At 70.1% G+C, this 14,115-nt stretch carries 14 protein-coding genes; 2 read left to right on the top strand and 12 right to left on the bottom strand.

Annotated features, from left to right (window positions below; genetic code table 11):
- The first annotated feature begins 35 nt into the window (after positions 1 to 35).
- On the top strand, positions 36 to 1,370 hold the full coding sequence (gene der / locus ACOOE8_RS02695) for a ribosome biogenesis GTPase Der (protein WP_420393342.1): 1,335 nt from the start codon (positions 36 to 38) through the stop codon (positions 1,368 to 1,370).
- Between the two features lie 31 nt (positions 1,371 to 1,401).
- Here the strand turns inward: der and ACOOE8_RS02690 are convergent, their stop codons facing one another.
- The 6 genes from ACOOE8_RS02690 to ACOOE8_RS02665 all read right to left on the bottom strand — a co-directional run bounded on the left by ACOOE8_RS02690 (position 1,402) and on the right by ACOOE8_RS02665 (position 8,716).
- Positions 1,402 to 2,157, bottom strand: coding sequence for an SDR family NAD(P)-dependent oxidoreductase (locus ACOOE8_RS02690; RefSeq protein ID WP_420393341.1), 756 nt, complete (start codon positions 2,155 to 2,157; stop codon positions 1,402 to 1,404).
- On the bottom strand, positions 2,154 to 3,620 hold the full coding sequence (purF, locus tag ACOOE8_RS02685; RefSeq protein ID WP_420393340.1) for an amidophosphoribosyltransferase: 1,467 nt from the start codon (positions 3,618 to 3,620) through the stop codon (positions 2,154 to 2,156). Before purF ends, ACOOE8_RS02690 begins: the two co-directional genes overlap by 4 nt.
- 17 nt (positions 3,621 to 3,637) lie before the next feature.
- The gene (locus ACOOE8_RS02680; RefSeq protein WP_420393339.1) at positions 3,638 to 4,390 is read right to left on the bottom strand and encodes a CvpA family protein; all 753 of its coding nucleotides are present in this window, start codon (positions 4,388 to 4,390) and stop codon (positions 3,638 to 3,640) included.
- A complete protein-coding gene (radA, locus tag ACOOE8_RS02675) occupies positions 4,390 to 5,805 on the bottom strand; it encodes a DNA repair protein RadA (protein ID WP_420393338.1) in 1,416 nt (471 codons plus the stop codon). The genes ACOOE8_RS02680 and radA overlap by 1 nt, the downstream gene beginning before the upstream one ends.
- Positions 5,806 to 6,086: 281 nt before the next feature.
- Complete coding sequence (alr, locus tag ACOOE8_RS02670) at positions 6,087 to 7,190, bottom strand: alanine racemase (RefSeq protein WP_420393337.1); 1,104 nt, start codon at positions 7,188 to 7,190, stop codon at positions 6,087 to 6,089.
- Positions 7,191 to 7,246: 56 nt separating this feature from the next.
- The gene (locus ACOOE8_RS02665; RefSeq protein ID WP_420393336.1) at positions 7,247 to 8,716 is read right to left on the bottom strand and encodes a replicative DNA helicase; all 1,470 of its coding nucleotides are present in this window, start codon (positions 8,714 to 8,716) and stop codon (positions 7,247 to 7,249) included.
- 452 nt (positions 8,717 to 9,168) lie between these two features.
- On the opposite strand from ACOOE8_RS02665, the gene ACOOE8_RS02660 reads away from it, so the two are divergent.
- Positions 9,169 to 9,927: an SH3 domain-containing protein gene (locus tag ACOOE8_RS02660; RefSeq protein ID WP_420393335.1), complete on the top strand. Its 759-nt coding sequence runs from the start codon at positions 9,169 to 9,171 to the stop codon at positions 9,925 to 9,927.
- A gap of 130 nt (positions 9,928 to 10,057) precedes the next feature.
- Here the strand turns inward: ACOOE8_RS02660 and ACOOE8_RS02655 are convergent, their stop codons facing one another.
- The 6 genes from ACOOE8_RS02655 to rpsF form a co-directional block, all read right to left on the bottom strand.
- Entirely contained in the window at positions 10,058 to 10,222 is a 165-nt protein-coding gene (locus ACOOE8_RS02655; protein WP_420393334.1) for a hypothetical protein, read from the bottom strand.
- 48 nt (positions 10,223 to 10,270) lie between these two features.
- Entirely contained in the window at positions 10,271 to 11,104 is an 834-nt protein-coding gene (locus ACOOE8_RS02650) for a class I SAM-dependent DNA methyltransferase (RefSeq protein ID WP_420393333.1), read from the bottom strand.
- Positions 11,101 to 12,345 (bottom strand): class I SAM-dependent methyltransferase, encoded by a 1,245-nt coding sequence (locus tag ACOOE8_RS02645; RefSeq protein WP_420393332.1) that lies wholly within the window; start codon positions 12,343 to 12,345, stop codon positions 11,101 to 11,103. Before ACOOE8_RS02645 ends, ACOOE8_RS02650 begins: the two co-directional genes overlap by 4 nt.
- A gap of 210 nt (positions 12,346 to 12,555) precedes the next feature.
- Positions 12,556 to 13,140, bottom strand: a complete 585-nt coding sequence (gene rplI, locus ACOOE8_RS02640; protein WP_420393331.1) for a 50S ribosomal protein L9 — start codon at positions 13,138 to 13,140, stop codon at positions 12,556 to 12,558.
- A gap of 79 nt (positions 13,141 to 13,219) precedes the next feature.
- Positions 13,220 to 13,468 (bottom strand): 30S ribosomal protein S18, encoded by a 249-nt coding sequence (gene rpsR, locus ACOOE8_RS02635; RefSeq protein ID WP_420393330.1) that lies wholly within the window; start codon positions 13,466 to 13,468, stop codon positions 13,220 to 13,222.
- Entirely contained in the window at positions 13,469 to 13,948 is a 480-nt protein-coding gene (rpsF, locus tag ACOOE8_RS02630) for a 30S ribosomal protein S6 (protein ID WP_420393329.1), read from the bottom strand. It lies immediately after the preceding gene.
- Positions 13,949 to 14,115 lie beyond the last annotated feature (167 nt).

The raw sequence follows: 14,115 nt of genomic DNA, 5'->3' as shown, positions 1-14,115 counted from the left end.
CCGCGCCGACTCACGCAGACCGGAAGCATCCAACGATGAAGGTCGCCATCGCCGGCCGCGCGAACGTCGGCAAGTCGACGCTGTTCAACCGCCTCGTCGGCAAGCGCCTCGCCATCGTCGACGACACGCCGGGAGTCACCCGCGACCGTCGCGAGGCCGAGGCGCGGCTGCACGACCTCACCTTCACGCTCGTCGACACCGCGGGCTTCGAGGGGGCGGACGAGGCCACGCTGGAGGGCCGCATGTGGGCGCAGATGGCGCCGGCGATGCGGGACGCCGACGTCACCCTCTTCGTCGTCGACGCGCGTGCCGGCGTCACTCCGCTCGACGAGACGCTCGCCGAGGACGTGCGCCGGCGTGGCCGGCCCGTCGTCCTTGTCGCCAACAAGGCGGAGGGGCGGGCCGGCGAGCTCGCCTCGATGGAGGCCTACGGGCTTGGCCTCGGCGACCCCGTCGCGATCTCCGCCGAGCACAACGAGGGCATGAGCGACCTGCGCGACGCGCTCGCCGCCGCGTTCGAGGCGGCCGGCGCCGGCGAGCCGGACCCTGCCGAGGCGACGGACCGGCCGATCCACGTGGCGATCCTCGGGCGGCCCAACGTCGGCAAGTCGACGCTGCTCAACCAGATCCTCGGCGAGGAGCGGATGCTGACCGGGCCGGAGGCGGGGCTCACGCGCGACGCCATCACCGTCGACGTCGAGCGGGCGGGGCACCGCTTCCGCCTCGTCGACACGGCAGGGCTGAGGCGCCGCGCGCGGGTGGTCGAGGCGCTCGAGAAGGCGTCCACCGGCGACACCATCCGCGCCATGAAGTTCGCCGAGGCGGCGGTGGTGGTGCTCGACGCGACGCAGCCCTTCGAGAAGCAGGACCTTGCCATCCTCGACCTCGTGGTGCGCGAGGGCCGTGCGGCGGTCATCGCGTTCAACAAGTGGGACCTCGTGGAGGGGCCCGACGCGGCGATCCGCGCCGCACGCGAGGCGGTCTCGAAGCTGGTGCCCCAGGCGGCGGGCCTGCGCGTGGTGCCAGTCTCGGCGCTGTCCGGCCGCGGCGTCGACCGGCTGCTCGAGACGGTGGCGGAGGCGGTGGCGCGCTGGTCGACGCGCATCTCCACCGGCAAGCTCAACCGCTGGCTGGAGGGCGCGCTGCAGCGCCACGCCCCACCCGCGGTGTCCGGTCGACGCATCAAGATCCGCTACGTGACGCAGGCGAAGACGCGCCCGCCGACCTTCGTCGCCTTCACCTCGCGGCCGGACGCGTTGCCCCCGTCCTATCAGCGCTACCTCGTCAACTCGATCCGCGAGACCTTCGAGCTGCCCGGCGTGCCCATTCGCCTGCTGCTGCGCAAGACGGACAACCCCTATGCCGACTGACGGAGGATCGCCGCCCTTGGCGGTTCCGCGCCTAGGCGAACGCGCCGGCCGGGTACGACCACGTCGCGCCGTGGCGCGTGAAGGCGGGGGCGCACATCGCGGCGATGGAGGGGGCGACGTCCTGCGGAGTTGGGATCGTCGTCGGATCCTCGCCGGGCGCGGCCTGGGCACGCATCGCCGTGCGGATCGCGCCCGGGGAGATGAGGTTCGCCCGCACGGATGTGTTGGCGAGCTCCGCCGCCCAGGTGGCGACGAGCGCGTTCAGCGCCGCCTTCGACACGCCGTAGGGGCCCCAGTTCGGCCTGAGCTCCGTCGCGGCGCCCGACGTCACGAAGACCGCGCGGCCGGCGTCGGACCGTCGTAGCAGCGGATCCAGCGTCCTGATGAGGCGCCAGTTCGCCGACAGGTTCACGTCCACCGCCTGCTGCCAGACCTGGGCGGGGACGTGGGCGAGGGGGGCGATCCGCCCGAGGACGCCCGCGTTGCCCACGAGGATGTCGAGCTTGCCCCAGCGCTCGTCGATGGAGCCGCCGAGCCGGTCGACGCCGGGTCCGTCCGTCACGTCGAGGGGGACGAGGGTGGCTGAGCCGCCGGCTGCGCGGATGCCGTCGTCAAGTGCCTCGAGCGCCTCGACCTTGCGCCCGACGGCGATCACATGGACGCCATGCTGGGCGAGCTCCAGCGCGACGGCCTCGCCGATGCCACGCGTCGCGCCGGTGACGACGGCGAGCCGGCCGGACAGCGCCCCAAGGTCCGCCTCGTCGAGCCCGTCCGGCAGCGGCCTCACGCCTTCTCCAGGAAGGAGAGCTGGGCGTGCGGCTCGTGCATCTCGCGGTCGGTGAGCGGCGTCGGGTACTCGCCGGTGAAGCAGGCGTCGCAGTAGCGCGGGGCCACGGCGTCTCGGCCGTCCGCTCCGGCGGCGCGGTAGAGCCCGTCGATGGACAGGTAGGCGAGGCTGTCGACGCGGATGTAGCGCGCGAGCTCCTCCACCGACATGCGTGCAGCGATCAGCTTGGACTTCTCCGGGGTGTCGACGCCGTAGAAGCAGGAGTCCGTGGTCGGTGGGCTCGCGATGCGCATGTGAACCTCCGCCGCTCCCGCCTCGCGCACCATCTCGACGATCTTGAGCGAGGTGGTGCCGCGCACGATGGAGTCGTCGACGAGCGCCACGCGCTTGCCGGCCAGGATGTTGCGGTTGGCGTTGTGCTTCAGCTTCACGCCCATGTGGCGGATCTGGTCCGACGGCTCGATGAAGGTGCGTCCGACGTAGTGGTTGCGGATGATGCCGAGGTCGAAGGGGAGGTTCGAGCCCTCCGCGAAGCCGATGGCCGCCGGCGTGCCGGAGTCGGGCACCGGCACCACGACGTCCGCCAGCGCCGGCGCCTCGCGGGCGAGCTCCCGGCCGATGGCCTTCCTCACGTCGTAGACGTTGCGCCCGCCGACGGTGGAGTCCGGCCGGGCGAAGTAGACGTACTCGAACACGCAGAACCGGTCGGGGCGATCCGGGAAGGGGCGCAGCGACTCCAGCCCGCGGTCCGACACGATGACGAGCTCGCCGGGCTCGACGTCGCGCACGAAGCGGGCGCCGATGATGTCGAGGGCGCACGTCTCCGAGGCGAACACGAAGGAGCCCTCGTAGTCGCCGATGACGAGCGGCCGGATGCCCAGCGCGTCGCGGCAGCCGATCATCATCTGCGCCGTCATGGCGACGAGCGCGAAGGCACCCTCGAGCTGGCGGATCGCGTCGACGAAGCGCTCGATGAACGTCGCCTTGGCGGAGGTCGCTAGAAGGTGGATGAGGACCTCGGTGTCCGACGTCGACTGGAAGATCGAGCCGGACGAGCGCAGCGCCTCGCGCACCTTCCTCGCGTTGGTGATGTTGCCGTTGTGCGCCACCGCGAAGCCACCCATGGCGGTCTCGGCAAACAGCGGCTGCACGTTGTGCAGCGCCGGCTCGCCGGTCGTCGAGTAGCGGTTGTGGCCGATGGCGCAGTCGCCGCGCAGCCGAGCAATGACGTCCTGGCTCGTGAAGTTGTCGCCGACGAGGCCCATGTGCCGCTCGATGCGGAAGGACCCGCGGTCGCAGGACACGATACCGGCGGCCTCCTGCCCACGGTGCTGCAGGGCGTGCAGGCCGAGCGCGGTGAGCGCGCTCGCGCCGGCATTGCGGAACACGCCGAACACGCCGCACTCGTCGTGGAAGTGGTCGTCCTCGGAGGAGAACCTCGCGTCGATCAGGCGTCGGGGCAACTCAGTTCACATGCTCCTCAGTTCGCGGGGCGCGGCTCGGCGTCGAGCGGCTGCGGCTCGGTGGCGAGCTCGCCCGGCTCGGTGACGAGTCCGTCCGGTTCGGCGACCGGCGGGGTCGATGGGTCGACCCCGTCCACCGCCTCGCCGGTGCGGTCGAGCTCGACGGGCGTGTCGGTCTCGGCGACGCCGGTGTCCGGCGGAGCGTCGGCCTCGATGGGTGCGGTCGGCGCGGTCGGCGCGTCCGGCGAGCCGGCCGCCTCGGGCTCGAACGCGCCGCGGATCGCCCGCTCGGGGTCGTCCGGGATCGCCGCGAGGAGGTCCTGGCCGAGCTGGGAGAGCTGCGGGTAGCTCGCGGCGGTCGTCACCCACTGCGGGCGGCTCGTCTCGTCGACCAGCCAGTTGAAGAAGATGACCGCGACCACCACGAGGAGCAGCCCACGGGCCGCACCGAAGATGAAGCCGATCAGCCGGTCCAGCGAGCCGACCGGCGAATCCATCACGAAGTCGGAGATCTTCATGGTGATGAGGCTCACCACGATGAGGGAGACGAGGAAGATGCCACCGGCCGAGATGCCCACCGCCAGCGAGCGATTGTCCACGTACTGCAGGACGTAGGGGACGAGGTCCTCGTAGAACGCGTACGCGAGGATGGCCGCCACGACCCAGGCGGCGATGGACAGAACCTCGCGCACGAAGCCGCGGAACATCGCCAGCACCGCCGATATGAAGATGACGGCAACGACCACGCCGTCCAGGATCGCGAAGTTCATCACTCGTCTCCAGAGGGGGAGCGCGACCCGTCCTCGGCCACGCCGTTCGGTGCGATGCGGTGGACCAATTCGCCGAGCAATGCAACCTCGCTCGCCCGGCAGCCCTCGGCCTCCACACCGCCCCCAGATGGGGGCACGATCGCCCCGCGAAACCCGAGCTTAGCCGCCTCCTTCAGCCGTCCGGCGGCGTGCGGCACGGGGCGGACGCGGCCCGACAGACTCACCTCGCCGAAGTAGACGACGTCGGGCGGAAGCGCGACGGCGGCCCGCGACGAGATGAGCGCTGCCGCCACGGCCAGGTCCGCCGCGGGCTCGCCGATCCTTAAGCCCCCAGCAACCGCGAGGTAGATGTCGTGGGCCGACAGTGCAAGGCCGCAGCGGGCTTCCAGCACCGCGAGCACCATGGAAAGCCGCGAGGCGTCCCAGCCGATGACCGCCCGACGCGGCGTGCCGAGCCTCGAGGGTGCCACCAGCGCCTGCACCTCCACCAGAAGGGGGCGCGTGCCCTCCATCCCGGCGAACACCGCGGAGCCCGGCGAGGCGACGTCGCGCTCGCCGAGGAACAGCTCCGACGGGTTCGCGACCTCGGCGAGCCCCGTGCCCGTCATCTCGAACACACCGAGCTCGTCGGTGGGACCGAAGCGGTTCTTCGAGGCTCGCAGCAGGCGGAAGGCGTGGGAGGGGTCGCCCTCGAAGGTGAGGACGGCGTCCACCATGTGCTCCACCACACGCGGGCCGGCGAGCTGCCCGTCCTTGGTGACGTGGCCGACGAGGACGACCGCCGCACCCGACACCTTGGCGTAGCGGATGAGCGCCTGCGCGGAAGCGCGCACCTGGGTGACCGTCCCCGGCGCGGCCTCCGCCACCGACGTGTGCAGCGTCTGGATGGAATCGACGACGACGAGCGCCGGAGGCGGACCGGCCGATAAGGTCTCGAGGATCGTCTCCATCTCGGTCTCGGCGGCGAGCGCCACCGCGGACCCGTCCGCGCCGAGCCGGCGGGCGCGGAGCTGGACCTGCGCGATCGCCTCCTCGCCCGTCACGTAGACCACGCTGTGCCCGCGCCTTGCGAGGGTGGCGGCGGCCTGGAGGAGGAGCGTCGACTTGCCGATGCCCGGATCGCCGCCGATGAGGATCGCCGAGCCCGGCACCAGGCCACCGCCGGTGACGCGGTCGAACTCGGCGATGCCGGTCTCGATGCGCGGCGCCTCCGCCACGGGGGCGTCGAGGGAAGCGAGGGCGAGGCGACGACCCTTGGCCCGCGCCGTCTTGCCGGTCGCCGCCGTCAGGATGTCGACGGTCGCCGCCTCCTCGACGAGGGTGTTCCAGGCGCCGCAGCCGTCGCAGCGGCCGGACCAGCGCGAGTGCACGGCACCGCACTCCTGGCATACGTAGCGGGGCTGTCGCTTGGCCACCTACGCCGTGCACCCGGCGGCGGGAGAGGGGCGCTGTGCCATGAAGCTCCCTTGTCCTGCAAGGCTCGCTCGGAGCCTGGCGAGCTTCAACCCACGCTGCGCTCTTCGGGGTTGACCCTCGCCACGCTCTGCGCGGTTCTGAAGGTGTCGGCTCCGCCGGAATGCCGCTTCAGGGAAGACTCGCCTCCGGCGGGTCTTCCACCGGAATGATCGGGCCGGACTCTGCGACGTCGGACCCCGATGCGCCGTTCGGGACGAGGCTTGCGTCGGGGGCGGGGCGATCACAGCGGGCCGACACGGCGCTCGGTGCGGCGGCTGAGGCCGGTCAGCAGCTCGTAGCCGATGGTGCCGGCGTGGCGCGCCACCTCATCAACCGGGACGTTCGGGCCGATCAATTCGACGAGGTCGCCCCGTGCGCAGGGCGCGTCGGTCACATCGACGGCGACGAGGTCCATGGAGACGCGGCCGACGAGGCGGACCGGGACGCTGTTCACCGCCGCGGGCGCGCCGCGCGCGGCGTCCGAGCCGCCGGCCGCCCTGAGGTAGCCGTCCGCATAGCCGAGCGAGGCGATGGCGATGCGGCTGTCGCGGCCGAGCGTCTGCGCGGCGCCATAGCCGACGGTCTCGCCCGTCGCCGCCCGGCGCACTTGGATGATGCGTGCCTCGAGCCGCACCGTCGGCTCCAGCGCCGCCACGCCCTCGGCCGCGCACGCACCGAACAGGGCGATGCCAGGCCGCACGAGGTCGTGGTGGGCCGCTGGCCGCGTGAGCAGCGCAGCGGAGTTCGCGAGCGAGGCCGGGACGTCGGCGAACCGGGCGCGCACCGCGGCGAAGGCCTCCTCCTGGGCGACGTTCTTGGGATGGCCCGGCGTGTCGGCGCAGGCGAAGTGGCTGGCGAGGAGCGCCGGCCGCGGCCCCCGGTAGGCGAGGGCTTCGGGCACGGTCAGGCCGAGGCGGTTCATCCCCGTGTCGACGTTCAGCGCGAACGGCGCGTCCGCGGGCCACTCGGCAACGGCCTCGCCCGACGACAGGAACGACGTCAGCCGCGCGCCGATGGCCTCGCGCGGGTCGCCGAACACGCCGTTCAGCACGTAGATCGCGGCGTCCGGCAGGGCGCGGCGCAGGGCGAGGCCTTCCTCGGGGAGCGCCACGAAGTAGGTCCGGCAGCCGGCGGCGGCGAGGGCGGGCGCGACGTCGACGATCCCGTGCCCGTAGGCGTCGGCCTTGACCACCGCGCCCACCTCGGCGCCGGTCCGCTGGGTGAGGCGACGCCAGTTGCGCGCCACCGCCGCGGAGTCGACGGTGACGAACGAACCCGCCGGGTCCGTCGCCGCGGCGCGCCCCCCGTCGGCCGCGCGCTCCTCAGGATCGACCCGCCGCTGCATCGCCACCCCCCGCTGCGCTCCCATGTGGGGTCGGCGCGCCCGGCGCCCAACGCGGGCTAGTCGTAGGCCGCAGCCTGGTCGACGGCGAGGTTGGAGAAGCGTGTGACCTCCGCGTCGAACTGCAGCTTCACCGTGCCTGTCGGGCCGTGGCGCTGCTTGCCGATGATCACCTCCGCCACGCCGTGGCAGGCCTCCATCTTTGCCTCCCACTCGAAGAACTCGGACGTGCCCTCGGGCGGCTTGCGGGATTGCAGGTAGTACTCCTCGCGGTAGACGAACATGACGACGTCCGCGTCCTGCTCGATGGAGCCCGATTCACGCAGGTCGGAGAGCTGCGGGCGCTTGTCCTCGCGCTGCTCCACCTGGCGCGAGAGCTGGGACAGCGCGATGATCGGCACGTCGAGCTCCTTGGCGAGCGCCTTGAGGCCGGTGGTGATCTCGGTGATCTCGTTGACCCGGCTGTCGGAGGCACGGCGGCCCGAGCCCGACAGGAGCTGGAGGTAGTCCACGATGAGGATGTCGAGCCCCTTCTGGCGCTTCAGCCGCCGGGCGCGCGCGGCCAGCGCACCGATGGTGATGCCGCCGGTCTGGTCGATGTAGAACGGCAGCGTCTGCATGGCCTTCGCCGCCTCGACGAGGTCGTTGAACTGGCCCTCCTCGAAGGCGCCGCGGCGGATCAGCGAGGAGGAGATGCCGGACTGCTCGGCGAGGATGCGCGTCGCGAGCTGCTCGGCCGACATCTCCAGCGAGAAGAACCCGACGCGCCCGCCGTCCAACGTCTTCGCAAGGCCGTGCTCGGCGCCGGAGCGGTAGGCGCGGGCGATGGCGAAGCCGATGTTGGTGGCGAGCGAGGTCTTCCCCATGGCCGGGCGCCCGGCGAGGATCACGAGGTCGGAGCGCTGCAGCCCGCCCATCAGGCGGTCGAGGTCGGCGAGCCCCGTCGCAATGCCCGACAGGTGGCCCGCCCGGTCGAAGGCCGCCGCCGCCATCTCCACCGCCGCGCCGAGCGCGTCGCCGAACTCGATGAAGCCCTGGTCGAAGCGCCCCGTCTCCGCGAGCTCGTAGAGCCTGCGCTCCACGCCCTCGATCTGCGTGCGGGGGGTGAGCTCGGGCGGCGCGTCGAACGCCTCGTTCACCATGTCCTCGCCGATGGTGATGAGCGCGCGGCGCAGCGACAGGTCGAACAGCGTGCGGCCGTAGTCCTCGGCGTTGATGATCGTTGTGGCGTCGGCGGCGAGGCGGCCGAGGTACTCGAGGACGGGGAGGTCCGCGATGGTCTCGTCCGCGCCGAAGAAGGTTTTGACGGTGGTCGGCGTCGCGACCTTCCCGGCGCGGATCAGCTTTCCGGCGATGTCGAACACCTTGCGGTGCGGCTCGGCGAAGAGGTGCTCGACCTTGAGGAAGTCCGAGACCCGGTAGTACGCCTCGTTGTTGACGAGGATCGCGCCGAGGAGCTGCTGCTCGAGCTCGACGTTCTGCGGCGCGGTGCGGACCTCGAGGGCGGCGTGGTCGAGCGGCTGGTTCATCGGGGCTCCTTCGCTGGGCCCCCGTCCTACCCTTCGATCCAGTGCTGTGATGACGGAACCCGGACGTTTCTGAGGTCGCCCACACGGGCGCCACAGAAGGCCCACCGAGCCACCCCTTAGAACATACCACGATCAGCTGGGCGCCTGTGGTTCGGCGCTAGGCACAGCTAGGCTCCAGCCTAGAACGTAGGGGAACGCGTCGCTTTGTGTGGACAACGTGATGTCTGCTCAGCGCGCGGCAAAAGGAGCGCACTTGACGGACCTATCCCGTTAAGCTGCATGATGGCCGTCGGCGTATCATTGCGTAAACGGAACATCGGTTTAGGCTTACGACGCACGCAGAAACAACTTGAAGGGACGCCATAAATCTGCGGTGAAATATCTAAGGGATGTCTTTTACATACGCTGTCCGTGAATGAGGTAGTACTTTGGTCAACTAAAAGGATTAAAATTTGAGCGATAACACTGGGTTGATTCTGGCACTAACGCTTGGGGCGATGATATCTCTTGCCGGAATAATCTATCCTTTCAAGCCGTTTAAAAAGCGATGGATCGCGCTCATTTCTTTTCTTGCATGTTTTTTGCTTATTGGGGTTTTTATTCCATCACTTCAACCGAATAATAATGAGTTGGTAGAGCCAAGCGTGCGCCTTACAACTAACTCAAATGGCAATGATCTTCACTGGGTTACAGCGGAACGATTGAACCGTCGCACTTGCCCATCGGAAAGCTGTGGGATCGTTGGTCGGTTACTTTTTCGTGAAGGCGTAAGGATACTTGAACGGCGCGACGGTTGGGTCCGTATAACGGAACCGTACGCATCGCTCTGTGTTGGCGGGCGAGTTGCCTATGTGGACTCTGGTAACGCCGCTTGCAACGACGCGAACGGGTTTACGGATGGTGAGTTCGCCGAATGGGTGTCGGCGGACTACCTTGCCGAAGATCGGCCGCCTGATCCGGCTGCATCTGCGTCAGGTGCCGAAAAATTGGTGGCAGGTTCCGATGACTTCGCCCGATATCGAACAGCGTTCGCAGAAGCTGCCCAATCGCTGATCGCGGAACGGCGCTGCACCGAACGAGACTTTCGAGAAACCGGTGGTTGGAGTAAGTCTCACCATCATGATCAACCCATCTATTTTGTCTACTGCGGAGGCTTCACAGCCAATAAGCGCCTCTATCTGAATACGCATACAGGTAAGATATTTAGGTAGATTCAGTCAGAGCGCAAATTACAAAACGACTTGGCTGCAATACTATTCCGAAAACTTCGCCAGTTTGCCCGCCTGCTAATAACAACCGCCAACGGGGTGCGCACAGGCCGCGACGGTTGCAGGTTAGCTACTATACGAACGCATTGGCGGCACCGCCGATGGGGTGCGCGCCGCCGGGCAGCGCGTCCGCGATCTGCAGCGGCGGGTAGCGGAACTGTACGGGGATGTCGTCCGCCGCGGCGTCACGGTCGATGCCGATCGCAAGGACGGCGAGGATGGCGACGAGGCAGCGCATGGGACCTCCCGATCGCGTCCTGCGCCGACCATGACGCATCCGAGGCGATCAGTCCGCAGGACCGGGCGCGCTCGGCGAACACGTTGGCGTGACGTCCGCGAGCTCGGCGAGGAAGAGATCGCCCTCCACCGGCCGTCCATCCTCGCGACGCACGACGATGGGTTCGTCAGCGGCGACGCGAAGTCCCGCTGCCTCCAGCGTCGTGCGGACGTAGGCGGGGGCGTGGGCGAAGCGCTGGGTGGTGGTGACGCGCCAGCCGGACGCCGCGCGCTCGGTGGAGGCGATGAGGTGGCCGCCCGGCACGAGGCACCGCGCCGCCGCGGCCGCGAACGGGGCGAGGTCGCCGATGTAGGGCCACACGTCCGTCGCCACGATGGCGTGGAACGGCGCCTCGTCCCAGCTCTCCAGGAAGGCGACCGCCTCGCCGACGTAGAGCTCGTCGTAGACGCCGCGGGCGTCGGCGCGCTCCAGCATGGGCTCGGCGAGGTCGACGCCGACGATGGTCCCCGCGACGTCGGAGAAGGCGGCGCCGGCGAGCCCGGTGCCGCAGCCGAGGTCGAGGAGGCGCGCGCCGTGGGGCAGGTGGGGCCCGGCAAGGCGACGGGCGAGGGCCGGCACGTCGTAGCCCAGCGCGCCGACGAGGATGCCGTCGAAGGCCTCCGCGTGCTGGCCGAACAGCGTCGCGATGTAGGAGGGCGGAGCGACCGTCGGCGCGGCGAGGCCCCAGGCGGCGAGCCGCATCGCGACGCCGCAGTGGTCCGCCGGGTCGAGCTCGAGGCAGCGTCGGAAGTGTGCCGCGGCCGCGCCGACGTCGCCGGCGTCCTCGGCGCGGCGGCCCGCATCGTAGGCCTCCGCGAGGGCGTCTTCGTCAAGCGCGCTCACCCGTGGCGGGCGACGAGGGCCGGCGCGGTTGGACGCACGGCGTCGCGTGCGGCGAGCGCGGCCTCGGCGCTCGTCATGTAGTCCCGGGTGAGCGGCACGGCGTGCTGGTGGCGGGCAAGCTGGATCTGGAACACCATCATGTCGCCGGCTCGGAACGCGGCCTCCGACCCTGCGAGGTAGAACTCCCACATGCGCGCGAACGCCTCGCCGCGCGCGCGCACCACCTTTGCCCGGTTGTCGGCGAACCGCGCACCCCAGTGCCGCAGCGTCTCGGCGTAGTGCAGTCGCCAGACCTCGATGTCGGTGGCGACGAGCCCCGACCGCTCGATCGCCGACAGCACCTCCGACATCGCCGGAATGTAGCCGCCGGGGAAGATGTAGCGCTGGATGAACGGGTTGGTCGTCCCGCCGACGCCGGTGCGGCCGATGGAGTGCAAGAGCATCACGCCGTCGTCGTCGAGCAGCCGACGGCACTGGGCGAAGAACGCGTCATAGTAGGCGAGCCCGACGTGCTCGAACATGCCGACGGAGACGATCCGGTCGAACTGGCCTTGGACGGCGCGGTAGTCCTCCAGGTGAAAGCGCACCGAGGGCTCTCCCGCCGCGCGCTCGCGGGCGAGCATGGCCTGGTTGTCGGCGAGGGTGACGCCCGTCACGTCCGCCCCGGTGTGGCGTGCGAGGTAGAGCGCCAGTCCGCCCCACCCCGAGCCGATGTCGAGCACACGGTCGCCGGGCTCCACGAGGAGCTTCGCCGCGATGTGCCGCTTCTTGGCGCGCTGCGCGTCCTCGAGCGACACCCCCTCGCGCGGGAAGTAGGCACACGAGTACTGCCAGTCGTCGTCGAGGAAGAGGCGGTAGACGTCGTTCCCGACGTCGTAGTGGTGTCGCGCGTTGCGCCGCGCGGCGCGGCGTGAGTTGCGCTGATGCCAGCGGCGCAGCGCGGTGCGCGCGAGGCTACCGAGGCGCGAGCGCGGCAACGACTGCTCGTTCGCCATCAAGAGCTCTAGGAAGGATGCGAGCGTCCCCGTCCGCAGCCGCCACCTCCCCTCCATGTAGGTCTCGCCGAGGGCCAACTGCGGGTGGATCGCGATCGCCCGCTCGACGTCCGCATCGGCGAGGACGAGCACGTGGCGCCGTCCGCTGCCGTCCCCGAAGTCGAAGCTCGCGCCGGACGCGTCGACGACGGTGAGCGACCCGCACCGGACGAGGTGGGTGAAGAAGCGCTGCAGGATGGTGCGCATGGCGGTCTCCCAACGTGCGCCGACGGGGGAGACACGAGAGGGCGCGACCCCTGTCGGTTGCCGCGCACTGCGTCGCGGTTGACGGTGGAATGAAGCGATGCGCGAAACGTTCCGGCCGATCGGGCAAGCGTCGGCCGCGCGGAGGCCGACGTGAGCGATCGCCGGGCGTCTCGACGCGACCGGCGATCCTCACACGGCTGGGGTCTCGGGTCAGACGTCCGGCTGATCGCCGAGGCCGGGCGGCACAGGTGCCGGCTCTGCGGGTGCGTCGTCGTCGTCCTCGGCGAAGTCGAAGTCGTCGTCGCGGTCGGCGAGGACGTCCTCGCCCTGCGCCTGGCGCTCGGCCTCGTCGACGCTGCGGGCGACGTTGATGGTCACGGGCACCATCACCTCGGGGTGGAGGACGAGGGTGATCTCGTGCAGTCCGATCTCCTTGATGGGCGCGCCGAGGTCCACCTGTCGGCGCTCGACCCTGTAACCCTCCGCCGCGAGGACCTCAGCAACGTCCCGCGGCGAGACCGAGCCGTAGAGCTGTCCGGTCTGCCCGGCCTGGCGGATGGCCACGAACGTCTTGCCGACGAGGCGCTTGCCGAGGGCGTCGGCGGCGGTGCGGCGCTCCGCGTTGCGCTGGGTGAGCTCCACCTTCTGCGCCTCGAAGCGCGAGCGGTTCTCGCGGTTGGCGCGCAGCGCCTTCCCCTGCGGCAACAGGAAGTTGCGGGCGAAGCCGTCGCGTACGCGGACCTCCTCGCCCATCTCGCCGAGCTTGGGGACGCGCTCCAACAGGATGACTTGCATGGTGTCTCCGATCTGTCCCGCGGTTCGCGGTTAGGGGGCACGCCCCCAGATGGCGGCCGCCGTCCGACGGCCGGTTGCGCTACTTGATGACGTAGGGGAGGAGGCCGATGAAGCGCGCCCGCTTGATCGCCTGGGACAGCTCGCGCTGCTTGCGCGCGCTGACCGCGGTGATGCGCGAGGGCACGATCTTGCCGCGCTCCGACACGTAGCGCTGCAGGAGCTTCACGTCCTTGTAGTCGATGCGCGGCGAGTTTGGCCCTGAGAAGGGGCACGTCTTGCGTCGCCGGAAGAACGGGCGGCGCGTGGGAAGCTGTGCAATGTCGATCATTTAGCTGAACTCCCTCTGCCGGCGCTCGCCGTCCCGCTCACCGCGATCGCGGTCGCGACGCTCACCGTCGCGGTCGCCGCGCTCCCGGTCGCGGTCGCCGCGGAAGCCGTCGCCGTCGTCGCGCTCACCGCGCTCGCGGCGCCGTCGGTCGTCCCGGTCGCGCTTCTGCTTCATGACCGACGGGCCGTCCTCGTGGGCGTCGACCTTGACGGTGAGCGTGCGCAGGACGTCCTCGTTGAGCCGCATCTGCCGCTCCATCTCCTGCACCGCGGGGGCGGGCGCGTCGATGTCCATGAGGGCGAAGTGCGCCTTGCGGTTCTTGTTGATCCGGTAGCTGAGCGTCTTGAGGCCCCAGTTCTCGGTCCGGCCCACCGCGCCGCCGCCCTCGGTCAGCACGGTCTTGTACTGCTCGACAAGCTCGTCCACCGCCTGTCCCGACACGTCCTGTCGGACGAGGAACACGGTCTCGTATAAGGGCATTCGCAGTCCTCATGCTGCCCGTGCCGACCATCCGGCGCGGGGCTCCCGTCGGCGCAAAGCCTCGTCGAAGCCCCGTGAGGCGATCGACCTTCGCGAGCAAGGACACGGGCGGACGACCGGCACCGCGCACGAGGTGCGTCGCAGGTCGGAGGGCGCGGACGCCCCCG

Origin of the sequence: Acuticoccus sp. (genome assembly GCF_965213555.1) — a bacterium.
Taxonomy (GTDB): domain Bacteria; phylum Pseudomonadota; class Alphaproteobacteria; order Rhizobiales; family Amorphaceae; genus Acuticoccus.
Note: the sequence above shows the minus strand (reverse complement) of the source record. Positions and strands in the feature narration are given on the sequence as shown.

Coding starts and splice junctions, on each gene's coding strand:
- der (WP_420393342.1), top strand. CDS start 36: ATGAAGGTCGCCATCGCCGGCCGCGCGAACGTCGGCAAGTCGACGCTG.
- ACOOE8_RS02665 (WP_420393336.1), bottom strand. CDS start 8,716: ATGAACCAGCCGCTCGACCACGCCGCCCTCGAGGTCCGCACCGCGCCG.
- ACOOE8_RS02645 (WP_420393332.1), bottom strand. CDS start 12,345: ATGCGCACCATCCTGCAGCGCTTCTTCACCCACCTCGTCCGGTGCGGG.
- ACOOE8_RS02680 (WP_420393339.1), bottom strand. CDS start 4,390: ATGAACTTCGCGATCCTGGACGGCGTGGTCGTTGCCGTCATCTTCATA.
- alr (WP_420393337.1), bottom strand. CDS start 7,190: ATGCAGCGGCGGGTCGATCCTGAGGAGCGCGCGGCCGACGGGGGGCGC.
- rplI (WP_420393331.1), bottom strand. CDS start 13,140: ATGCAAGTCATCCTGTTGGAGCGCGTCCCCAAGCTCGGCGAGATGGGC.
- rpsR (WP_420393330.1), bottom strand. CDS start 13,468: ATGATCGACATTGCACAGCTTCCCACGCGCCGCCCGTTCTTCCGGCGA.
- ACOOE8_RS02655 (WP_420393334.1), bottom strand. CDS start 10,222: ATGCGCTGCCTCGTCGCCATCCTCGCCGTCCTTGCGATCGGCATCGAC.
- rpsF (WP_420393329.1), bottom strand. CDS start 13,948: ATGCCCTTATACGAGACCGTGTTCCTCGTCCGACAGGACGTGTCGGGA.